Origin of the sequence: Psychrobacter sp. 1Y6, from assembly GCF_052258385.2 — a bacterium.
In the GTDB taxonomy this organism is placed as follows: Bacteria; Pseudomonadota; Gammaproteobacteria; order Pseudomonadales; family Moraxellaceae; genus Psychrobacter.
In genome coordinates this window covers 2,364,820-2,386,626 of record NZ_JBQQEW020000001.1, presented here as the reverse complement: position 1 = coordinate 2,386,626, position 21,807 = coordinate 2,364,820, and the positions used below count along the sequence as shown (strand labels likewise).

Below are 21,807 nucleotides of genomic sequence, written 5' to 3'. Positions count from 1 at the left end.
GACTAATCCCTCTCATCATAGAACGAGCAGTGACATTATATGATCGACCAGTCTCTTATGTCAGATATGCTCAGTCCATTTTGGGTGAGCATCAAGCTCGCTTGTGTGACTACCTTATGCTTATTGCTATTTGCAACGCCTATCGCTTATTGGTTGGCTAAGCCGAGCCGTATAAGAGCAATAGGACGTTTTAAGGTACTGCTCATGGGCATCATTGCGATGCCTCTGGTGCTACCACCTACCGTGATTGGTTTTTATCTACTGTTACTGCTCAGTCCTAGTGTGGGTATCGGTAAATGGTTGAGCGAACATAATATTAGCCCGCTGATTTTTACCTTTGAGGGTCTGGTTATTGGTTCTATTATTTACTCATTGCCTTTTTATATACAGCCTGTCTATGCACAGTTTTTGCGTATTCCGAAAAGTGTCACGGAAGTCGCTCATCTCTTAGAACCAAGTCGTATGCGGCGGTTTATGAAAGTGGCTTTACCGCAAGCGCGGGTAGGTATCATTTTGGGTAGTTTGGTGAGCTTTGCCCATACGATTGGGGAGTTTGGTGTTGTACTGATGATAGGCGGCAGCATCTCAGGCGAGACCAAAGTGGTATCGATTGCGATATATGAGCAAGTAGAGGCTCTCAATTATGAGGCGGCGCATATGATGTCTGGTATTCTGATTGTCATGGGTGTAGTGATGGTAGCGTTAATCGCTAGCGTAAGCCGAATCAGTCAACGTCCATAGCACTGAAATATTTGTATGCGAATTAAGAAGTGTTAGATAGCACAGTAGCTGTATAAACAATGTCTAAGTAGAATATGCAGACACAAAAAAACCTCAAACAATCTAATGCTTGAGGCGAAACTTGCTTAAACCCAAAGGTTTAAATTCGTTTTAAATATGGCGCAGCGGACGGGACTCGAACCCGCGACCCCCGGCGTGACAGGCCGGTATTCTAACCAACTGAACTACCGCTGCTTAGGTCTCTTAGCTTGTTTAGCCACTTGCTAAGAAGTGGTGGGTGATGACGGATTCGAACCGCCGACATTCTGCGTGTAAGGCAGACGCTCTACCAACTGAGCTAATCACCCTTCGAACAATTGCTATGCAATTTATTCAACATCAACTGAGCTCTTAAGTTTGTCACTAAGCTCCGTTGCTGTGGGTGTGTATTATATAGATTTACAGTTGGGTGTCAAATATTATTTTAATGTTTTTAGAAAATAATTATAAATCACACTTGCGATCTATCAAAAATAGCACTCAAAGCCATGTATTATATAGCATTTCTAAAAATACACTTATTATCATTATTTGTTGTTTAGAGGTGAAAAGCTACTATACTATGGATGCTTTGCTCGTTGAACACGGTTGATGGAGGCCAATATAAACACTTTTACTATTAAAGATACTTTTACGAGCTGGACCTGGGGAGACTTAGCGGGTCTGGGTTTGGTGCTGCATATTGTACTTATGATAGTAATGACGCTGCGAGTGGTTTCTGTGCAGCGCAATATTGGCGTGTCTATTGCTTGGGTTGCGGTGCTTTACACGTTGCCAGTATTTGGTTTTGTGGCTTACATCCTGCTCGGCGAGCCGATGATTGGACGGCGCTATCGTGAACGCGTGGATCAAGCCAGCATCTTGATGAATGATATGGCAAGGCGTGAGCATCTGATTTTTGACAAAGGGCAGGACTTATTACCAGCCAACTACCGCGGTGTTAGCCAAATAGGAACGCGCTGGACCGGGTTTGGTGTATTTCCCAATCATCAAATGCAGCTGTTGACTGATCCTGCTTCGATTTTTCAGCGTTTGATTGAAGATATCCACGCCGCCCAGCGTATTGTCCTCATGGAGTTTTATATTGTCTATCCAAAAGGACAGGTGTTAGAAGTCATAGAGGCGCTGTCTGTAGCGGCTCAGCGCGGCGTAGAGTGTCATATATTGGCTGATAGTGTAGGCAGCTTTAGCTTTATTAATAGTAGCGTGCACCGCAAATTAGAAAAAGCAGGGGTTTATGTCCATCAGTCATTGCCAGTAGGGTTGTTTAAGACATTATTTAAACGTTCTGATTTGCGCAATCATCGTAAAATGGTGGTTATCGATGAACATATTGGCTATATCGGCAGCTTTAATTTGGTTGATCCAAGGTTTTTTAAGCAAAATAAAAACGTCGGTCAATGGATTGATGTGGCGCTACGAACAACTAGCCAGCACTCGATTAGTATCAATACAGCGATGGCTAAGGTGATAGTTACCGATATTGGTGCTGAAAGTAATGACAATCTTGCTGAGCTGCATCAACGGGTAAATAACTACACTCGTAAGTTATATGTGATGCATCCGACCATCAATGATCTAAATAGCCGAGTGAAGGTATTGGCGGATACGATTGATGATCATGAGCAGCCAGATGTAGGTGCCACTTCGATTGTCGTACCAAAGATGCCTGTCGTGGACAAAGTCTTGGCGCAGCTAATACCTTCAGCACCGCAGCTAACGGCTCATGTGATTTACAATACGTTAGTTACCGTGATTCATCGTGCCAATAAGCGCATCCGTATTACCACGCCTTACTTTGTCCCTGATGAATCCCTATCGGGCGCGCTGACGATAGCGGCTAAGCGCGGCGTTGATGTGACGATTATTGTTCCTGAAAAAGTAGACTCGTTTCTGGTACAGCATGCCTCTCAAGCTTATTATCAAGAGTTGTTGGATGCTGGAGTAACGATTGCCTTGTTTAGAGGTGGTTTGCTACACGCAAAAACAGTGGTTATCGATGATGACTACTGTCTATTTGGCACCGTCAATATTGATATGCGCAGCTTTTATCTAAATATGGAAGTCAGTTTGGCGATTTATACGCCAGAAATGGTTGCCCAAGTAGCGGACTGTCAGGAAGTCTATTTAGAAAACTGCCGAATCTTGGATAGTGATGAGTGGCAACAGCGTCACGGATCAAAACGCTTGTTTGATAATGTCGTGCGCTTGTTCAGTCCTTTATTGTAGCACTCGGATTTTTAGGGTAAGGTAATCTACCAGTATCGCTCTATTATTTTAGTAGTATTAGCACTTTTATAGCCTATGCTTTTTTGGTTTATCTATCTGCAAAGAGGTCACATCCGTCTATGTCTGCATCACCTTTAACACCACTGGACTATATTGCAGAAGGCTACTGGCAAGACTTCTTAGCTGGGCGTCCTATTGCAGGTGGTATCGCCTACGAAACTGAGCTGCGCGCTTGTACACTAGACGAGTCGCTTGAGAGTTTACAGCGTATCGATACGCTATTGTCCCAAGTGCGCCGAGATATGATTAAGAGCGGTATATGGGATGAGATGACGCTGCTGGTCGATGAACGCTATCGTAATTTTATGGTATTTTTGGCGTTTTATGCCGGTCGCGTATTGGCAAGGCAATGGCAAAGCAAGTCACATTGGTATGGTCAGTTTGAGCTGCGTAAACGTTACCCTGAGCTAACGTTGGTCACCGATGATTTTTATCAGCATATGGCAGTCGGTTATGATAATGATAGCGTGGTTAAAGAGCGCTTATTTTTTGCACTAGAGCCAATAGGGCTGCGTCTGTTTGGTCATATTGACCGGCAGTTTGACGCAGTACAAGGCGGGCAAGTAGATAGTGGGCTCTATCAAGCGGTTAGCTTTAGACTGCCAACTATGTTAAGTAACGATGTTCATTCAGTGTCCGAATTAACAACGCACAAAGCAACCACTCATCAAGTCACTGATAGCATCGCTCCGAGCGCAGATTCAAATATGCATGTCAGTACTAGCCAATCGAGTGAGCTTCTGGAAAAGCAAGAAGAAGTATCGATAGGAGCTGAGCGTAACCAAGCCAATATAGTTGTAACTGATAGTGAAAGTCTCGCAGCTCCATCTGCTATGTCTGACACTGTACCTGAGTTGCAAGCAAGCGTAGTACCTCCTGAGTCTGAGAGCCCAATAAAGCCTGAGCTGACTAAAGTAATGAAGCCAACAGCCAAGCCTACGTCATCTGTAAAGAATACATCAACGCCAGAGATGTTTACGCAACTGCTTATAGAATTAGATGAGATAACGGTGCCACAACCAACTGGTGATGTCCAGTATCTGCAAGCACGCAAAGTACTGGATCAGTTCGAGCAGCATATTGCCAAGCAGAACAAGCCTCGTCGCCAAGTTATATTTTCAAATGATCACAACACGGCAAAAAACAAAGCGCTTTTAATACTACAATCGGCTGCTGAAGATGGTAATACAGCTGCTATGTTACGTTTGGCCATGTATGAATTGTTAGGTGAAGGTTTGACAGCGGACAGTGACAATCAAAAAAAATCTGGCGTAGAGTGGGTCAATCAAGCCGCTAGCAAAAACGACAGCCGTGCTCAGCGTCTACTCAGTAAAATGTATTACCAAGGAGTAGGGGTATCCCAAGATATAGATAGCGGTAAATACTGGTTAGAGCAAGCAGCGGATAATGGTCATGCAGAAGCGGCCAATCTGGTCAAGCAATGGCAGCAAGCAGAAATGCTGCTGACCACACAGAAGCAAGAGCAGCACAGCACCAAGCGTTATCAGCTGTTAATTGGCGCAATCATCGCAGTCGCTTTATTGATAATAGTCATTATCTAATAACTATTTACTCAGTAACTTTTTAAAAGCTTATTGTTACAGCTTAAATTCAGGTAGAATTGGCGCGCTTTACCTTTACCCTTTTATTGTTTGATTCATAACTAATCTGGGCTGTTCCATGCCATCATCTAATACCCCGTCTGACCACTCTGTAAATCCAATTGACCCTGTAGCATCACCTAGTCGTGCGGTACATGAGACACCTTTATATTATCAGTCTCTTATTAGGCTGCTAAAGCCACTATATCGTCTGCAAGTATGGCGTCGATCTCATAAAAATGACAACTATCAGCAGGAAATTGATCAGCGTTTTGGTAAGCAATATCCACTGCGTCCAGTGGTCGATGCTGATATCGATAAAGGGGTGATTTGGTGCCACGCAGTCTCATTAGGTGAAACCAATACGGTCGCGCCTTTACTGGATATGTTATTGGCTAATGGCTATCAGATATGGTTGACCAATACGACTCAGACAGGTTTTGCTCGTGGTGCTAGCCGTTTTGCAGAACAGATAGCTCAGGGTCAGATGAGTCATAGCTATGTGCCAGTCGACAGTCCTGCTGTTATCGAGACTTTCTTAACGCACGTACAGCCTATCGCTGCATTGTTTGTAGAAACAGAGCTATGGGCAAATATCTTGACCAAATTATCCCAGCACTGTATTCCAAGTATCCTAGTCAATGGCAGGTTATCTGCTTCTTCTTTTCAGAGTTATCAAAAGATTGGTGCAGTCAGCGCCAGTATGATGAAAAACCTCTCCTTAATTATTGCGCAAGACAGCGACTCTGCTAAACGCTTTCGGCAACTAGGGGCTAGTAGCGCCCAAATTCGTGTGGCAGGCTCATTAAAGTGGGTAATCAATGCGTCCAAAGCTGATGACCAAGCGAGAGAAGATAATAGTATTTATAATAAGAAAGCTGATCTGCGAGCAGAGTTTGGTATGGCAGATCGTCCTGTGTGGGTAGCTGCGAGTACTCACGATGGCGAAGAGGCAGCTGCGTTGTCATTGCAGCAGCAACTACTGTCTCAAGCCACATTAGCAGATACCTTGCTTGTTATCGTTCCTAGACATCCTGAGCGTTTTGACGCAGTAGCAGATCTCATTCAAAAAACTGGGTTAAACATGGCTCGGCGCAGTGATGGGGAAGCGATTGATGCAGACACTCAAGTCTATCTAGCAGACAGCATGGGTGAGATGATGACTTGGTATACATTGGCAAATGTAGCATTTGTGGGCGGCTCGCTGGTAGATATTGGTGGGCATAACCCAGTGGAGCCTACAAATGTGGCCACGCCTGTACTGATGGGTCGTTATACTCAGTCGTGCCAAAGTGTGATAGATAAACTGGCTGAAGTAGGCGCTTTATATCAGCCAAATAATGACTTCTATCGTCCAATCGAGTCAAATCGCGCAAGTAGTTCGGATGCACAGATAGTCAGTGATGATCAGTTAAAGACTAATAAAAAATCCTCTCGTAAGAAAACAGCTTATAACTATGAAGACGCTGTGAGCATTTATACGCAGCTGGAGACTTGGCTATGCAATTTGCCATTGGCCGTGCAGGCAGGGCAAGCTGGCGAGCAAATGACGATACAGCAGCAGGCGGTATTGACTCGCCAATTTACGATGATTGAAGACGCTATCGAGCTGTCTTCTAACCAAGACAATTTATGAACTGTATATTATTGCCTGCCGAAAACTTCTTAGCAGACGCAGCGAACATCGATGCCTTGTCTCAAGTCAGCCATGTGACTAAAGTGCTGAATGCAAAAATCGGTGATACGCTTAAAATTGGACAAATCGGTGGCAATCTTGGTACTGCTGTTATTGAAGATATTACCGCTGACAGCATTCAGCTAGGTAATGTCCAATTGAATACTGCGCCGCCAGCCAAATTAGATTTGACTGTTATTTTGGCGTTACCGCGTCCTAAGGTGCTACGGCGTTTAATCATGGATATGACGGCGCTTGGTGTACGCGATATCATTCTCATCAATAGTTACCGTACCCAAAAAAGCTATTGGCAAAGTCCAATGCTTGAGCGGATTGACGAGTTTGTATTAGAAGGTCTGCAGCAAAGCATTGATACGATCGCTCCTAGTATTACGCTACAAAAACGTTTTAAGCCATTTGTCGAAGACTCACTTGCAAGCCTAATAAGCAATCGAGCGATTGTCGCGCATCCTTATAGTCAGCAGTCATTTTCTGAGTTTTTACCACAGCAACCATCACGAGAGCTACCGAGTATAGTCTGCATAGGCGCTGAAGGTGGCTGGATCGACTATGAGATAGAACTGCTGACAGCGCAGGGTTGCACGCCTGTACATATAGGCTCTCGTATTTTGCGAACAGAAGCTGCGGTCAATGCAATCTTAGGGCAATGGTTGCTTTAGATGGACACTAAAACGCGTCGCTAGACCAAACTATTGAAAGAACTGGGCCGCTAAAAATAGTTCTTAAAAACAAATGCTAAAGACTCATCACAGGTATATTTGTCAGTTAAACAAATGTATTGATAATTAATCTCACTTCGATTAGTATGTTGCTTTAATATATTATGGCCTGATTACTGCTAGCGCTTAGCAAGTCATCGTTATAATCACTGTTATCTTGTCTCACTATACATTTTACTTTTTTATAGCATTACTATGGGGAAAACCATGTCATTGAACGCTATCAGCGCTAATCTAACCTCTACGAAGCTTATCTTACCTGCAGCCGTATTTGGCATGATGTTGGGTCTAGCAGGTTGTAGTAATTCTTCAACCACAGAAGAAAGCGTAGAAGTAGAGTCAACAGAAACAGGTGCTGAGCAGCAAGCAGCAACTGACGAAGCTACGACTGCTGATAGTCAGACGATTACTATCTACTCATCACGTAATGAGCAGCTGATTAAGCCATTGTTAGATCGCTATACTGAGCAAACAGGCGTAAAAGTTGAGTTGGTCACGGACAAAACAGGTCCACTCATGGCGCGTTTGCAAGCGGAAGGTCAGAATACTCCAGCTGATATGCTATTGACCGTTGATGCTGGTAACTTATGGCAAGCTGCAGAGCAAGGCCTATTGCAGCCAGTATCATCTACTGTGTTAGAAGCTAACGTCCCTGCAAAATACCGTGATCCAAAAGGTCAGTGGACTGGTTTGTCACTACGTGCACGTACTATCTTTTATGACCCAAGTAAAGTTACTGCCGACCAGTTATCTACTTATGCAGATTTGGCCGATCCAAAATGGAAAGGCAAACTATGCTTACGTACCTCTAAAAAGGTCTATAACCAATCGCTTGTTGCTAGCATGATGGAGCATTTGGGCGAAGAGAAGACCGAAGCGGTTATCAAAGGGTGGGTTGATAACCTAGCGACTGACGTGTTCAGTGATGACGTTGCGATGCTAGAAGCTATCGCTGCTGGTCAGTGTGAAGTGGGTATCGCCAATAGCTACTACTATGGTCGTCTATTGGACGAAAAACCAAACTTCCCTGTGAAGATATTCTGGGCAAACCAAGATACTACTGGTACGCATGTAAACATCTCAGGCGCTGGCGTGGTTGCAGGTTCGGACAATCCAGATGGTACGCTTAAGCTGATAGAGTGGTTGTCATCTGACGAGGCACAAGGTCTCTATGCCAGCTCTGACAAAGAATTCCCAGTAAAAGTAGGTATCGATGAGTCAGATATGCTTAGATCATGGGGTGAGTTCAAAAAAGACGATATCAATGTACAGAAATTCGGTGAACTACAAACTCAAGCTATCCAAATGATGGATAAAGCGGGTTATAAATAAGGGATCGCCAGTAATACTGATACCAATCTCAAAATCATAACTTTTAGACAATAGTTCTTAAAACAGTAGCTTTTAAACAACAGCTTTTAAAGAATGGGTTCAAAGGTTAGTTATTACAGATCAGTTATTCATGTAATGACGATTTTGAGGTTGGTATAAGCTTACAAGGTCTCTATACGTATGACACGGTAATGATAATATGATCACAACGCCAGATGCGTCTGTTAGTCAAAATGATACTGTCAATAACGGTGTTAACGACAAGCAGACTGTCAGCCAAGACCACGCCCTTCGTAAACGTATTATCTCGAAATCAGTCTTAGGGCTGATTTCGTTGTTTATGCTAGTACCGATTTTAATCGTGCTGCTGTCGTGGACTCAGCCAGTGGCAGAGATTTGGACACACATGGCAGATTATGTACTGCCGCAAGTGCTCAAAAACACGGCGATTTTATTACTTATGGTGACTGTCGTTTCAGGCACTATTGGTACTGCTCTGGCTTGGGTCACTAGTATGTACCGTTTCCCTGGTCAGCGTTTCTTTTCATGGGCACTGATGTTGCCACTTGCCATCCCTGCTTATGTATTGGCATTTGTCACTATCGGCATTGTTGATTTTAGTGGGCCGCTACAGACAGCTCTGCGCGATTCTGGTATCAGCACTGCCATACCGTCGATAAGGAATGTATGGGGCGCGGGCTTGGTATTATCGCTAGCGTTTTACCCTTATGTATATTTGCTCGCGCGTCAGGCATTTTTGTCGCAAGGCAGGCGAGCGATAGAAGCGGGACAGATGCTTGGTTTGAGTCGTAGCCGTGTGTTTTTTCGTCTGGCGCTACCGCAAGCACTACCGTGGATCATTGGTGGCTTATTGCTAGCCAGTATGGAAACCTTAGCGGATTTCGGTGCAGTATCCGTATTCAATGTCGATACTTTTACTACTGCCATTTACAAGGCCTGGTTTGGTTTTTTCAGTTTGACCACAGCGGCTCAGCTAGCAGCCTTGCTCATTGGTGTGATCTTTATCGTGGTATTGTTTGAGCAGTATTGGCAAGCGAAGCGTGGTAGTTCACTGACCCAAGGTAGCAGCCAACGCTTTGACGCTAGCAAACCTGCCAAACTGGCCATGACACTGCTGTGTACGCTGATCTTTTTAGTTGCCTTCTTAATTCCTTTCTTACAGCTCATCTATTGGACAGCACTGAATTTTCGCCAAGATTTTGATGCACGTTACATTGATTTTGTCACCAACAGCCTCATGATTGCTAGTATGACCACGCTGTTTATTGCCTTTTTGGCCATTATCATTGCGTGGATCAAACGCCAGTATCCTGATAAATCGACTAAACTAATGACCACTTTGGCCAATTTAGGCTATGTTGTACCGGGGACTGTGTTGGCGGTAGGGATATTTATACCTATTGCGTGGCTTGATAATCAAATGATTGCGTTTGGTATCACCTCACAGCAAGTGCTTTCTGGCAGTGTCATTGTTATGCTACTGGCGCTATCGACACGTTTTATGACGGTGAGTTTTCAACCGGTTGATAGACAATTGCAACGACTGACTGTCAATCAAGAAGCTGCTGCAAAGTTACTTAGCGACAGTCCTTATCAGCGTTGGCGTCATGTGATGCTGCCTGTACTTAGCCCCGGTGTATTGACTGCATTATTGATGGGCTTTGTCGAAGTGATGAAAGAGATGCCCATTACGCTCATGACACGGCGTCAAGGCTGGGATACGCTTGCAGTACGAGTGTTTGAAATGACGAGCGAAGGCATGTGGGGACGAGCCGCACTACCGAGCTTACTAATTGTGCTAGTTGGTTTGCTCCCTGTTTGGATACTATTGCGTCAAAGCGACAAACATAGCTAATAACAATAAAGCTAATAGCAATAATTTGACATAAGTTTAACAGCACATTCGTAGTGTCAACTATATTATAATTTGCTCTGTTTTATCGATGGCTTTACTTACTAATAGCGAGCTGGTACCGTTTATGTACACTGATTCAATGAACGACTCAACAAATTCTAAGTCAGAAAAGGCTCGGGCTAGCCATACGCCTGTAGCAAAATCACCACTGTCACAAAATAGAATCAATCCAGTTCAGCCGAATAAAACTGTAGAACAAAGTAATACCTCACAACAAAACACTGAGAAACATATCGCGACAGATCCTTACTTTAGTGTGCAAAACCTCATAGTAGGCTATGACGATACTATCGTCGTCAACGGTCTATCGTTGATGTTGGAGCAAGGCGAGATTGGTTGCTTCTTAGGTTATAGCGGCTGCGGGAAAACAACAGCGCTTCGAGCTATTGCAGGATTGGAGCAAAGTCGCGGCGGCACTATCTATCTAAATAATCAACGCCTAACAGAGAAAACTGCTCGTCAATCATTCGCAGTTGCGCCAGCCAAGCGTGGCATGGGCATGGTGTTTCAAGACTATGCTCTGTTTGGTCATTTAAGCGTGGCGAAAAACATCGCCTTTGGTCTCAATAAATGGTCAGCTGCTGACAAAAAAGCCCGTGTGGCTGAGATGCTAAGCTTAGTTGAATTGACCGAGCATGCGGACAAACGCCCAAATGAGCTTTCTGGTGGCCAGCAGCAGCGTGTGGCTCTTGCAAGAGCGCTAGCACCCAAACCAAAACTACTGCTACTTGACGAGCCGTTCTCTAATCTAGATGTGGTGCTGCGTGAGTCATTGGCAATGAATGTCCGTGATATTCTCAAACGTACCAACACCACAGCGATTTTGGTCACTCATGATCAAAATGAAGCGTTCGCGCTAGCGGATAAAGTAGGGGTAATGGATAAAGGACGATTGGTACAGTGGGCGCGACCAAGCGAGCTGTATCATGAGCCTGTCAGTCCTTTTGTCGCTGAATTCGTAGGCGAAGGCGCGATGATAGACGGCATCATCAAAGAAGGTCATGTTGAGACGGCGCTAGGTAATATCTATCGCCGCATGGAAGTCTATGATGAATCAGGACAACCACAGTACTGCGAATATGATTATCCAAATGGTACGCCAATCAAAGTACTCGTGCGCCCTGATGATATTATTCATGATGACGACAGTACACAGACAGCTTTAGTTATTGGACGTGTGTTTCGCGGTGCCAACTATTTGTATCGACTACAGTTAGATGATGGACAGACTGTCTTATCCTTGGTTGCGAGCCATCATAATCATGCAATCGGTTCTCATATTGGCATTCTGCCTTTGCTAGAGCATGTCGTAGTCTTCGATGAAAAAGACATTAATGCCACTACTTGGTCAGAATATGATAGATCATCGAGAATGGATGAAGAGGTTTAGTAGTCTTCATCATTCTTGGGCAATCTTATGAATTTACCGTTTAGCTAGAATATGTAAATAACGGCCAAGCCATTTGTACGGCTCTAATTGTGAGTAGCGTAACTCCATTCTGATTACTGCATCTGGGTCGTTGTGACCGCCACGTTTGAGCGGTGCATAATCATGAAACACTCGTAAACCACTGCTACGTACCGTCTGATAATCATGCGCTTTTAGCCAAGACTCGACCTCTTCTTTGGCAACGGGATGGTTGGGGGTGAGGCTTTTCTTATTGTCCGCTTTGTAATCGTTACCATCAAGTAAGCTATCGAGTAGATTAAAATTCCCCATGATAAGATTGCGATAATCAAAACTCGCGGGGTTGTAGAAGCAGACGGATAGCGCGCCACCATCTGTTAAATGCTGATCAAAAAAGTCCATGACTGCCGCTGGTTCTGCCAACCATTCAAGTAGCGCGTGCGACATAATCAAATCAAATTTTTCTGTCTCTGTCTGAGCCAGTTTTTCTTCAAGCGCTTGATAAGGGCAGACATACCAAGTGATGTCTAGTTTTTTATCGATTTTCTCTGCGCTCGCTTTTGCCTTCTCAAGCATATTTGCTGATATATCATTGATGACTACGCTATGACCTTGAGCAGCAAGTTCTATCGAAATTTGCGCAAGCCCTGCACCCACATCCAAGATACGTAAAGGTCGCCCAAGCGCCTCACTCATCTGTGCGCTATATTCAAAAATATCACGGCGTAGCACAGCCAATCGAATCTCGCCTTTTAAACCACCATAAACCTTCTTTTCGAAATGATCGGCAATGGCATCGAAACTACGATCTGCTCGATCGTTGTCTGCTGGTATAGAAAGGTTTGAGTCAGGCTGGCTATCTTGATGTTTAATTGTCATAAGGTATTTAGATCAATAAGTAAGAGGGTCAAATTAATAAAACTATTCAGTATTAACTAGCGTTTCAAACGTCTGTTAATTACCCATTTAAAAACGACTTTCGCTAATACAATAACGATAAATACCACGATAACAAACACCCACATACCATTGCCTTGTAAATTTTCTTGATAGGCTTTTGACAAGTATGCTGATAAAGCCATAGCGACTAAAAGTGCTCCCCAACGGACATAGGGTACAGCGCGATTGTTATGGTTAGGAAAGCTAGCAACATAATCGCTCGAAAAGCTGTATAGCACCATTGCTAAAATCCAAACAATTGCAAGAATGATATCCATAATAAAAGTAGCCTGTTAGGTCGTTATGTAAGTGCTATAAAAGATGAGGTAGTGTAGCGTTTAGAAATTTTTTGTCCAGTATCACTCAAAAAATAGCTGCATTAGAGTGGTTTAAATCATAATGTGCTCATTAAAATAATGTGATTTTGAAAGCTATTAGCTCATGGCAAAGCATTATGGTTATGAAAACAATATGACCATAAAAACAATCAGTTCACGTCAGAGACAGTTGTAGGTGTTGTTGTATTGGCTAAATATTCTAAACATCCTAGTTGTTTACCAATATAGCTTATATACAAACCACGTATGAACCCTATGCTCAAGATTTTAGCGTTAAATTAAATGTCGTGTTGAACTGTAGATAGAAATATAAGTATCTACTCAGTTAATCAAAATAAATCTTGTCGAGCTGTACTGAATGAGTATAGTATTTTTCTATTTAATATCCATCAGATACGGAGAATAAACAATGAAATCAATCAGCACAGCGCTACTCGCCCTAGTATTTGCCTTCACATCTACGAGCCAAGCCCAAGCTCGAAATACGCCTTGTTCAGGTAAAATGGGCGGGGTATCTCATTGCTCAGCAGATGGTAAGTTCGTCTGTAAAAATGGCAAAATCAGCCAATCAAAAAAAACCTGTCATTAGAATTATTTTAGAGTGTATGGATAATTCAAAATACCACTGCGAATGAACCGCCTAGCTTGATTTTAATGGTGGTCAGAACCCCCTAAATCAGCAAATTTGTGCTAAAATAGCTTCTTTTATTAAACATTAAAACTATCGCTATTTTCCTATTGTTTTGCACGTGTAGCAGTGTTTTTTTATAGTGTCTATTTTGGTCATGACTGCCCATTTATGTGGCAGTATTTTTATATGATCTATGGGTGCCATAAGCGATGTGTCAACGTTAGAAAAAAATGTGAGTGAAGGAGTGTATATGAGCGAATCGGTCAGTCCTATTGGCATCGTAGATGAACTAAAGCAGTCGTATTTGGATTATGCGATGAGCGTGATCGTCTCGCGTGCGCTGCCTGATGTGCGTGATGGGTTCAAACCTGTACACCGCCGCGTGATGTATGCCATGCACGTGCTATCAAACGATTATAATAAACCGTACAAAAAATCAGCACGTGTGGTCGGTGATGTTATCGGTAAGTACCATCCACATGGCGATAGTGCCGTCTATGATGCCATCGTCCGTATGGCGCAGGATTTTAGCTTGCGCTACCCAATGGTTGATGGTCAAGGTAACTTTGGCTCAATCGATGATGATCCTCCGGCAGCGATGCGTTATACCGAAGTACGTATGACCAAACTGACCCACCAGATGCTCGCTGATTTGGACAAAGACACGGTCGATTGGGAAGACAACTACGACGGCTCTGAGCGCATGCCAAGCGTGATGCCAGCGCGTATTCCTAACCTATTGGTCAATGGCGCGACGGGTATTGCCGTTGGTATGGCGACCAATATGGCCCCGCATAACCTGACTGAAGTGATCAATGCTTGTCTGGCCTATGCTGAAAACCCACAAGTTTCAGCCGAAGAGCTAATGTCGCATATCTCAGGTCCTGATTTTCCTACGGGCGGTATTATCTATGGTCGCGCGGGCATTTTAGATGCTTATCGTACCGGTAAAGGCCGTTTGCATATTCGTGGTCGTTATCATATCGAGCCGATGAGCAATGCTGGCGTCAACCGTGATCGTGAGCGCATCGTATTTACCGAAGTACCTTATCAGGCTAACAAAGCCAAGCTGATCGAGCGTATTGCAGAGCTGGTTCGTGATAAAAAAATCGAAGGTATTAGCGAAATTCGTGATGAGTCTGATAAAGACGGTATGCGTATCGCTATTGACTTGCGTCGTGGCGAGACCGCTGAAGTTATTGTCAATAACCTATTTCTACAAACGCCGCTAGAGTCTAGCTTTAGTATCAATATGGTGGCGCTCGATAATGGTCAGCCTAAACTATTGACTTTGCGTCAGCTTATCGCTGCATTTGTCCGTCATCGTCAAGAAGTGGTGACCCGCCGTACGATTTATGAATTGAACAAAGCCCGTGTTCGTGGTCATTTGCTAGAAGGTCTCACGGTCGCTCTAGCCAATATCGATGAGATTATTGCGACGATTAAAGCGTCAGCAAACCGTGGATTGGCTCGTGAAAGTTTATTAAATAACACGTGGGGCTCAGGTAGCGTCGTTGCGATGCTTACGGCTGCTGGTAGTCAATCGGTACGTCCTGAGTTTATCGATGGCGAAGATCCTAAAGCGCCGTTTGGTCTGATCGAAGGCGAAGAGCGCTATCGCTTGTCACTTGAACAGGTCAATGCGATTTTAGACATGCAATTGCATCGTCTGACTGGCCTTGAGCAAGATAAATTGACTGAAGAATACCAAGACTTACTGCGTGAAATTGCACACTTAGAGTCTATCCTTGGTGATTTTGATAAGCTGATGGCTATTATCTCTAATGAGATGATCGAGATTCGTGATAACTTTGGTGATGAGCGCCGTACCGATATCATCGATTCACGTATGGACTTTAGTCGCGAAGACCTTATCCCTGAGCAAACTGTTGTTATGACGGTATCGCGTACTGGCTACGCCAAAACTCAGCCGATTGATGATTATGTTGCACAAAAACGCGGCGGTAAAGGTAAGTCTGCCACAGCAATGAAAGAAGATGATGTAATTGATCACTTAGTCGTGACATCAACGCATTCTACGGTACTGTGTTTCACTGATAGTGGACGTGTCTTTAGCTTACGTGGTTTTGAGGTGCCGATTGCCAGTCGCGGTGCTCGTGGTCGTCCATTGGTCAATCTAATTGGCCTAAATAGCGACGAAACCGTTACGACGATATTGCCAATTCCAAAAATCGTAGAAGAGCTACCTGCGAAAGGCGACGCATCACTAGCAGACGACTTAGTAGACAATAATGAGCTAGAAGATAGCAATCAAGCAGAGCCACCTTTTGTGTTCTTTGCCACGGCCAACGGTACAGTGAAGCGGGTAGAGCTGAAGCAGTTTGCCAATATTCGCTCGAACGGTTTGATTGCAGTTGGATTAGAAGACGGTGATAAATTGGTCAGCGCTCGTATCACTAACGGTAGCCAAGAAGTGATGTTGTTTGCTTCAAGTGGTAAAGCCATTCGTTTTGATGAGAATGATGCGCGTGCGATGGGCCGTACGGCTAAAGGCGTCCGCGGTATGCGTCTGGCTACTGATGAATTTATCAAGTCATTAGTCGTTATCGAAGATGATGTACGCGAAATCCTAATCGCTTGTGAAAACGGCTTTGGTAAACGTACCTTCATTGATGAGTTCAATACACAAAATCGTGGCGGTGGCGGTGTGATCGCTATCAAGACCAGTGAGCGTAATGGCGCACTAGTACGAGCGACCAAGGTTGACTCTACCGATGATATTATCTTAATCTCTGATAAAGGCACATTGGTTCGTACCCCAGTTGAGCATGTTGCTAGCTCTGGTCGTAATACGCAAGGCGTAACATTGATTCGTCTGTCAAAAGACGAAAAACTTGTTGCCATGGCGCGTGTTGAGCACGAAGAGAGTGATGACGAGCTTATCGATGCCATGAGAGAAGACGGTACGTTTGAGGTAGAAGGTCAAGAGCAGATAGATATTGATGCGACAACTGACAATACTGCAACTACCGACGCCGATGATGTGATTGATATTGCAAACGATCATAAACCAAGTGACAATCTATAATAGACTAACTATGCATAAGACGATGACGAGTAATAGTCTTGGTAATTAGCTTTTGAGTCTAGTCTCTTAGCATTTTTCTAGAAAAAAGCCTCTGACGTTGTCGTCGGAGGCTTTTGTTTTTTAACTCTCATTTTTTCAATACTGTAAATAAGGTTCTATTTTTTAAGGCTGTTGTTATGCTTACGACCAATCAAACTTTTCAGGGAACAGTTGCTTCGGTAACATCGAGCTTTTTATTCTCGATGATGTTTTTGTTTGGACTGTTTATGCTGCCCTTAACAGGGACGCAGGTAGCGTCATGGCGTGTGCTCATGATGTTACTCAGTTTGGTGATATTGGTCAGTTTGACTAAGCAGTGGCAACGTGTTTTTGATTATATAAAGACGCTGAAGACACCAAAAGAATGGCTAATATTTATACTACCTGCACCAATCCTAGGTGGGCAGATTTGGTTGTTTATGTGGGCACCGGTCAATGGGTTTGGTCTCGATGTTACGTTGGGCTATTTTCTATTGCCGCTAGTGATGATTGTGCTTGGTCGATTCTTTTACCATGAGTATATGAGCCTCTTGCAATGGGCTGCCGCGATATTTGCAGCACTCGGTATCGGCTACGATATTGTTCAGTATGGTTCAGTATCTTGGGTGACACTGTTTGTATGCTTGGGTTATCCACCGTATTATCTGCTACGTCGCACCCTTTCTGTACCGCCCATTACAGGGTTGTTGTTTGATTTGACACTGTTGACACCAGTCGTGCTCATCGTGCTTTACATGACGGGCGGTTTTGATGTTGCGGCGAAAGACATGAAGTTCTGGTATCTGTTACCGCTGCTTGGTGCTTTTAGTGCGCTTGCGATGTCGCTGACGATGATTGCTAGTAGTAAGTTACCTGTTTCACTGTTTGGGGCGCTAAGTTATATAGAGCCGATGCTGTTATTTGTGTTGTCTATTACTATTTTGAGTCAAAGCCTTGAAGAAGGTGGTTCACTCTTTATGTACGGTATGATTACGCTTGCGCTACTGGTCATGATGGCTGATAGCATAAAAGGCTATCTCGTTCGTCAGCGTAATGACCGTTTGCATGGCTATAGAGAGCTTCAGATTGGCGGCTTTCCACCGCGTCGTCATTTTATCAATCAGCGTATCGACGGCGTGCTAAAAGCCCATCGTTTTCGTAAGATTCGTCGTTACCAAAAGAAGATGGATAAGATACAGCAAAAAATCGAACAACTTGATGCAAAATAAGCACTTACCTGTATTAAATTTACTCAATTTAAAAGTTTAGACACTAGATGAACAGTGGCATTGCTTATTCATTCTGACTTTGACATAATGCCGACCATGATGTAAGCCTAATACATCAAAAGCGTTCAACTTAGATTGCGCGACGACCTTATATGCAAAAGCCTCAGACGTTCTCGTCTGAGGCTTTTGTTTTTTTTAAAAATTGCCATGGATGTGCCCCAATCTTTAAAGGCTGTTGTGATGCTGACTACTAACCAAACCTCGCAGGGTACAATCACTGCTGTCGCTGCAAACTTCTTATACTCATTACTGTTCTTATTTGGTCTACTGCTGCAACCATTATCAGGTACGCAAGTCGCTTCGTGGCGCGTGCTGACAATGTTTTTTAGTCTAGTACTGCTGGTCAGCGTACTAAAGCAGTGGCAGCACATTTTTGATTATCTAAAAACACTAAAGAACGCAAAAGAGTGGTTTTTATTTATACTACCCACACCGATTTTGGGCGCGCAAATTTGGATATTTATGTGGGCGCCAGTTAATGGTTTGGGACTCGAGGTAACGTTGGGTTACTTCCTATATCCGATGATTATGATTGTTGTCGGCAGGTTCTTTTACAACGAAGACATGAGCTTACTTCAGTGGGCTGCTATCGTATGTGCAGGTCTCGGTATCGCTTACGATATTTTTGAGTATGGTGCTATTTCTTGGGCGACTTTATTTGTTTGCTTGGGTTATCCTCCTTATTATCTACTGCGTCGCAAGTTGGCAGTGCCGCCTATTACTGGTCTGATTTCAGACCTTGTATTGTTGTTGCCAGTGGTATTGGTCGCACTGTATATGAATGGTGGTTTTGAAGTAGCAATCACCAACCACAAGCTTTGGTATCTGCTGCCATTATTAGGCATTATCAGTACCGCTGCGATGTCACTAACGATGGTGGCCAGTCAGAAGCTGCCTGTCTCACTATTTGGCACTCTGTGCTACCTTGAGCCAATATTCTTGTTCATATTCTCAATCGCAATTTTAGATCGTAACTTACATGATGGTGGCTCCATGCTGATGTACAGCATGATTTTTATCGCACTGCTGATTATGATTGCTGATAGCGCGCTGGGCTATATGGCGCGTAAACGTGAAGACCGCTTACATGGCTACAATGAGCCACAAGTGGGCAGTTTTCCACCGCGTCGTCGTCTGAAAAATCGCCGTATTAAAGGCGTGCTAATCGCGCATCGATTCCGTCAGATCAAAAAATATCAGCAAAAGATAGATAAAATGACGCGCAAGATTGAAGCATTACATTTAGATTGATGTCAAAGAGTACACCGTCTTAGATAGTATCGATTCGGTAGGCATAGTTTTTCAGTATGTCTGCCAACTCACAGTATTAAAGGAGTAGAAATTACGCTATTATCGAGAGCAGTAGTGCCGCGATTGAGTAAACGTATGGTGCTATATCTGAGATACTATGGCTGATTTACTACAATATATAACTAGGACGGTTTATGTTACATCTTCATCATTTAGCAAACTCGCGCTCGTTTCGTATTATCTGGCTGTTAGAAGAGCTCGGCGCCGATTATAAACTGACTTGCTATGAGCGCAACAAGGCATACCGTGCTCCTGATAGCCTCAAGCAAGTGCATCCGATTGGTAATGCACCGATACTAGAAGCAGACGATCGTGTACTGATTGAATCAGGATTCATTATTGAATATCTGATTAAGCATTACGACAAAGAAAAGCAGTTCAAACCTGATGATAATAACGAAGCAGCGTGGGAAGCCTATACGTTTTGGTTACACTTTGCAGAGGCTTCATTGATGCCATTGTTGGTCATGCGCTTGGTATTCACAAAAGTGGTGTCTCAGTCGCCAATGCTAATCAAACCTATCAGCAAAAAAATCCAAGGTCAGATTGAAAAAAACATGATCAGTAGCGGTTTGGAGAAGATGCTAGATATGATGGAGCGTCATCTACATGAAAATCACTGGTTTGCAGGTAGTGAATTTAGCGCCGCTGATATTCAAATGCATCTTGCAGTCTTGGGTGCCAATGCTGGTGCAGGTTTAGATCAGAGTAAATATACCAATCTTTTGAACTGGCTCAAACGCTGCGAAGAACGAGATGCCTTTAAGCGAGCAGAAAAAAAGGGTGGTCGTCTGAATTTTTAGAGGATACTGGTATAATCCTCTCTCAACGCTTAAGTAGCCATGTAGACCAGAGGCTTTGTTTATGAATAAACAAAGCCTTTTTTAGGATAATGTTATGACAGATCTAAATACCTCGAATAAAGACCATCTGAAACAAGATAGCCTAGATAAAGACGATAATCAGTCAGCAACTCAAACGTCACTTAATAAGCAAGATACCAGTATGCAAGAAAATAATAGACAACAGATTAATAGCCAGCAAGTCTCTATCAAATCGTGGTCACAGAAAATTCTAGTGGTAATTCTGTGTGCAGCGAGCTTTTATGGTGGCTGGAAATCTTACGAATCAAATATGGTAAATGAGTGTACTGGCAATGGTGGACAAATGGTTGAAGGTCAAAAAACTATGATATGCCAATTGTCATAGCTAGGGCATAGTCTTCGTTTATCTTATTTCTGTTATCGTTTTAGAATGAAGAGACGCACTTGTGCTTTTCAGCCAATAATCCTGATAAATAAAAGGCATCACTATGCTAAAGCTAACCTTTTTGGGTACCTCCGCAGGTGTACCGACCAAACAGCGTAATGTGACTGCACTGGCAATAGAGTGTCTGAATCCGCATACCTCTGGCGTACAGCAAGAGAGTCGTCAACAGAATAATCAGAGTAAGAAATCGCGTCCATGGGTGCTGATTGATTGCGGTGAAGGCACACAGCAGCAGTTACTACATACCAAACTCTCCTTACATCAACTGGCTGCTATCTGCATCACCCATGTGCATGGTGACCATTGCTACGGTCTACCAGGGCTGCTAGCTAGTGCTGCTATGTCAGGACGCCGTGAGCCATTAACTTTGATTGCCCCAAAAGCGATTGCTACTTTGCTTGAAGCGATTACCGCCACTACAGAGCTATATCTACCTTTTGCTCTTAATTTTGTAGCGATTGAAGAGGTGTTAGCTGAGCAAGGTGATACGAACAAGGTTAACATTAGCTTAAGCGACCAACATCAGCTTGATATTGATATCACGCGGCTATCACATCGGGTTGCTTCTCATGCCTTTGGTATTACTCAGACTATTAGCCGCCGCATCCTTAATACACATAAGCTTGTGGCAGATGGTATTCCAGCAAGCGCATTGTGGGGTAAATTGCAGCAAGGCGAAGATGTCACGACTGAGGATAATAGACAATTGCACTCAGTAGACTATGTTGATGAGGAAATACAGCGGACGCGAATAGTGGTGGCAGGAGACAATGATGCGCCAAATTTGTTAAGCAAAGCCGTTATCAATGCGGATTTGTTGGTGCATGAGGCGACTTATACGCACGAGGTCATGATGGCTATTCAAGCCAGAAACCCTGACTTTAATCCCATGCATAGCAGTGCGCATGTGGTGGGCACATTCGCGCAAAAGATGAACCTGAAAAACATCATTTTGACCCACTTTAGCGCTCGTTATCAGAACTTTGACAACCCAGATAGCGAAACGCCAAATATGGCATATATTCGCTTAGATGCGCAAAGTGTCTATCAAGGCAATCTATGGCTGGCAGAAGATTTTGCTCAATATACAGTTGATGGTGCAGTTGAATCGGTAAGCAATCAAGAGGGCAGCCAAAAGGCCAGTCAAGAAGAGATGCGCGTGCAGTATATATGCTCTGCACGCAGTGATTAGACATCGTTAA

At 43.7% G+C, this 21,807-nt stretch carries 17 protein-coding genes and 2 tRNA genes; 15 read left to right on the top strand and 4 right to left on the bottom strand.

Annotation, left to right across the window (positions count from 1 at the left end; genetic code table 11):
- Positions 1–39: 39 nt before the first annotated feature.
- The gene (gene modB / locus ACTXGF_RS23600; protein ID WP_443532422.1) at positions 40–741 is read left to right on the top strand and encodes a molybdate ABC transporter permease subunit; all 702 of its coding nucleotides are present in this window, start codon (positions 40–42) and stop codon (positions 739–741) included.
- Positions 742–898: 157 nt separating this feature from the next.
- On the opposite strand, the gene ACTXGF_RS23595 is transcribed toward modB, so the two are convergent.
- Together ACTXGF_RS23595 and ACTXGF_RS23590 are read right to left on the bottom strand one after the other, a co-directional pair.
- Positions 899–975: transfer RNA gene (locus tag ACTXGF_RS23595), tRNA-Asp, on the bottom strand.
- 37 nt (positions 976–1,012) lie between these two features.
- A tRNA-Val gene (locus ACTXGF_RS23590) sits at positions 1,013–1,088 on the bottom strand.
- Between the two features lie 283 nt (positions 1,089–1,371).
- Here ACTXGF_RS23590 and ACTXGF_RS23585 point away from each other — a divergent pair.
- From ACTXGF_RS23585 to ACTXGF_RS23555, 7 genes are all read left to right on the top strand, one after another.
- Entirely contained in the window at positions 1,372–3,009 is a 1,638-nt protein-coding gene (locus ACTXGF_RS23585) for a cardiolipin synthase (protein ID WP_341608862.1), read from the top strand.
- Positions 3,010–3,128: 119 nt separating this feature from the next.
- A complete protein-coding gene (locus ACTXGF_RS23580) occupies positions 3,129–4,631 on the top strand; it encodes a tetratricopeptide repeat protein (RefSeq protein ID WP_443532425.1) in 1,503 nt (500 codons plus the stop codon).
- A 118-nt stretch (positions 4,632–4,749) separates the two neighbouring features.
- Complete coding sequence (locus ACTXGF_RS23575) at positions 4,750–6,306, top strand: 3-deoxy-D-manno-octulosonic acid transferase (protein WP_443532427.1); 1,557 nt, start codon at positions 4,750–4,752, stop codon at positions 6,304–6,306.
- Entirely contained in the window at positions 6,303–7,025 is a 723-nt protein-coding gene (locus ACTXGF_RS23570) for a 16S rRNA (uracil(1498)-N(3))-methyltransferase (protein WP_443532428.1), read from the top strand. Before ACTXGF_RS23575 ends, ACTXGF_RS23570 begins: the two co-directional genes overlap by 4 nt.
- A gap of 267 nt (positions 7,026–7,292) precedes the next feature.
- Positions 7,293–8,417: an extracellular solute-binding protein gene (locus ACTXGF_RS23565; RefSeq protein ID WP_298808164.1), complete on the top strand. Its 1,125-nt coding sequence runs from the start codon at positions 7,293–7,295 to the stop codon at positions 8,415–8,417.
- A gap of 199 nt (positions 8,418–8,616) precedes the next feature.
- Positions 8,617–10,293 carry an ABC transporter permease gene (locus tag ACTXGF_RS23560; protein ID WP_443532430.1) on the top strand — a complete coding sequence of 559 codons (1,677 nt, stop codon included), beginning with the start codon at positions 8,617–8,619 and terminating at the stop codon, positions 10,291–10,293.
- A gap of 124 nt (positions 10,294–10,417) precedes the next feature.
- A complete protein-coding gene (locus ACTXGF_RS23555; protein ID WP_443532432.1) occupies positions 10,418–11,743 on the top strand; it encodes an ABC transporter ATP-binding protein in 1,326 nt (441 codons plus the stop codon).
- Between the two features lie 33 nt (positions 11,744–11,776).
- On the opposite strand, the gene ACTXGF_RS23550 is transcribed toward ACTXGF_RS23555, so the two are convergent.
- Together ACTXGF_RS23550 and ACTXGF_RS23545 are read right to left on the bottom strand one after the other, a co-directional pair.
- Positions 11,777–12,640 (bottom strand): methyltransferase domain-containing protein, encoded by an 864-nt coding sequence (locus tag ACTXGF_RS23550; protein ID WP_443532434.1) that lies wholly within the window; start codon positions 12,638–12,640, stop codon positions 11,777–11,779.
- A 56-nt stretch (positions 12,641–12,696) separates the two neighbouring features.
- Positions 12,697–12,978: a hypothetical protein gene (locus tag ACTXGF_RS23545; protein WP_102092006.1), complete on the bottom strand. Its 282-nt coding sequence runs from the start codon at positions 12,976–12,978 to the stop codon at positions 12,697–12,699.
- Positions 12,979–13,447: 469 nt separating this feature from the next.
- Here ACTXGF_RS23545 and ACTXGF_RS23540 point away from each other — a divergent pair, with 469 nt between their 5' ends.
- The 7 genes from ACTXGF_RS23540 to ACTXGF_RS23510 all read left to right on the top strand — a co-directional run bounded on the left by ACTXGF_RS23540 (position 13,448) and on the right by ACTXGF_RS23510 (position 21,797).
- Positions 13,448–13,627, top strand: coding sequence for a YdcA family protein (locus tag ACTXGF_RS23540; RefSeq protein WP_296207479.1), 180 nt, complete (start codon positions 13,448–13,450; stop codon positions 13,625–13,627).
- 292 nt (positions 13,628–13,919) lie between these two features.
- Positions 13,920–16,718 carry a DNA gyrase subunit A gene (gene gyrA, locus ACTXGF_RS23535; protein ID WP_443532437.1) on the top strand — a complete coding sequence of 933 codons (2,799 nt, stop codon included), beginning with the start codon at positions 13,920–13,922 and terminating at the stop codon, positions 16,716–16,718.
- A gap of 176 nt (positions 16,719–16,894) precedes the next feature.
- Positions 16,895–17,965 (top strand): EamA family transporter RarD, encoded by a 1,071-nt coding sequence (gene rarD / locus ACTXGF_RS23530; protein ID WP_443532439.1) that lies wholly within the window; start codon positions 16,895–16,897, stop codon positions 17,963–17,965.
- A 240-nt stretch (positions 17,966–18,205) separates the two neighbouring features.
- Complete coding sequence (gene rarD, locus ACTXGF_RS23525) at positions 18,206–19,276, top strand: EamA family transporter RarD (protein WP_057759099.1); 1,071 nt, start codon at positions 18,206–18,208, stop codon at positions 19,274–19,276.
- A gap of 194 nt (positions 19,277–19,470) precedes the next feature.
- The gene (locus ACTXGF_RS23520) at positions 19,471–20,139 is read left to right on the top strand and encodes a glutathione S-transferase (RefSeq protein WP_057759100.1); all 669 of its coding nucleotides are present in this window, start codon (positions 19,471–19,473) and stop codon (positions 20,137–20,139) included.
- A 94-nt stretch (positions 20,140–20,233) separates the two neighbouring features.
- The gene (locus tag ACTXGF_RS23515) at positions 20,234–20,545 is read left to right on the top strand and encodes a hypothetical protein (RefSeq protein ID WP_443532442.1); all 312 of its coding nucleotides are present in this window, start codon (positions 20,234–20,236) and stop codon (positions 20,543–20,545) included.
- A gap of 103 nt (positions 20,546–20,648) precedes the next feature.
- The gene (locus ACTXGF_RS23510) at positions 20,649–21,797 is read left to right on the top strand and encodes a ribonuclease Z (protein ID WP_443532444.1); all 1,149 of its coding nucleotides are present in this window, start codon (positions 20,649–20,651) and stop codon (positions 21,795–21,797) included.
- Positions 21,798–21,807 lie beyond the last annotated feature (10 nt).

What these genes read in the sequence shown, in the direction of transcription:
- modB (WP_443532422.1), top strand. Translation starts at nt 40, where the DNA reads ATGATCGACCAGTCTCTTATGTCAGATATGCTCAGTCCATTTTGGGTG.
- ACTXGF_RS23585 (WP_341608862.1), top strand. Translation starts at nt 1,372, where the DNA reads ATGGAGGCCAATATAAACACTTTTACTATTAAAGATACTTTTACGAGC.
- ACTXGF_RS23580 (WP_443532425.1), top strand. Translation starts at nt 3,129, where the DNA reads ATGTCTGCATCACCTTTAACACCACTGGACTATATTGCAGAAGGCTAC.
- ACTXGF_RS23575 (WP_443532427.1), top strand. Translation starts at nt 4,750, where the DNA reads ATGCCATCATCTAATACCCCGTCTGACCACTCTGTAAATCCAATTGAC.
- ACTXGF_RS23570 (WP_443532428.1), top strand. Translation starts at nt 6,303, where the DNA reads ATGAACTGTATATTATTGCCTGCCGAAAACTTCTTAGCAGACGCAGCG.
- ACTXGF_RS23565 (WP_298808164.1), top strand. Translation starts at nt 7,293, where the DNA reads ATGTCATTGAACGCTATCAGCGCTAATCTAACCTCTACGAAGCTTATC.
- ACTXGF_RS23560 (WP_443532430.1), top strand. Translation starts at nt 8,617, where the DNA reads ATGATCACAACGCCAGATGCGTCTGTTAGTCAAAATGATACTGTCAAT.
- ACTXGF_RS23555 (WP_443532432.1), top strand. Translation starts at nt 10,418, where the DNA reads ATGTACACTGATTCAATGAACGACTCAACAAATTCTAAGTCAGAAAAG.
- ACTXGF_RS23550 (WP_443532434.1), bottom strand. Translation starts at nt 12,640, where the DNA reads ATGACAATTAAACATCAAGATAGCCAGCCTGACTCAAACCTTTCTATA.
- ACTXGF_RS23545 (WP_102092006.1), bottom strand. Translation starts at nt 12,978, where the DNA reads ATGGATATCATTCTTGCAATTGTTTGGATTTTAGCAATGGTGCTATAC.
- ACTXGF_RS23540 (WP_296207479.1), top strand. Translation starts at nt 13,448, where the DNA reads ATGAAATCAATCAGCACAGCGCTACTCGCCCTAGTATTTGCCTTCACA.
- gyrA (WP_443532437.1), top strand. Translation starts at nt 13,920, where the DNA reads ATGAGCGAATCGGTCAGTCCTATTGGCATCGTAGATGAACTAAAGCAG.
- rarD (WP_443532439.1), top strand. Translation starts at nt 16,895, where the DNA reads ATGCTTACGACCAATCAAACTTTTCAGGGAACAGTTGCTTCGGTAACA.
- rarD (WP_057759099.1), top strand. Translation starts at nt 18,206, where the DNA reads ATGCTGACTACTAACCAAACCTCGCAGGGTACAATCACTGCTGTCGCT.
- ACTXGF_RS23520 (WP_057759100.1), top strand. Translation starts at nt 19,471, where the DNA reads ATGTTACATCTTCATCATTTAGCAAACTCGCGCTCGTTTCGTATTATC.
- ACTXGF_RS23515 (WP_443532442.1), top strand. Translation starts at nt 20,234, where the DNA reads ATGACAGATCTAAATACCTCGAATAAAGACCATCTGAAACAAGATAGC.
- ACTXGF_RS23510 (WP_443532444.1), top strand. Translation starts at nt 20,649, where the DNA reads ATGCTAAAGCTAACCTTTTTGGGTACCTCCGCAGGTGTACCGACCAAA.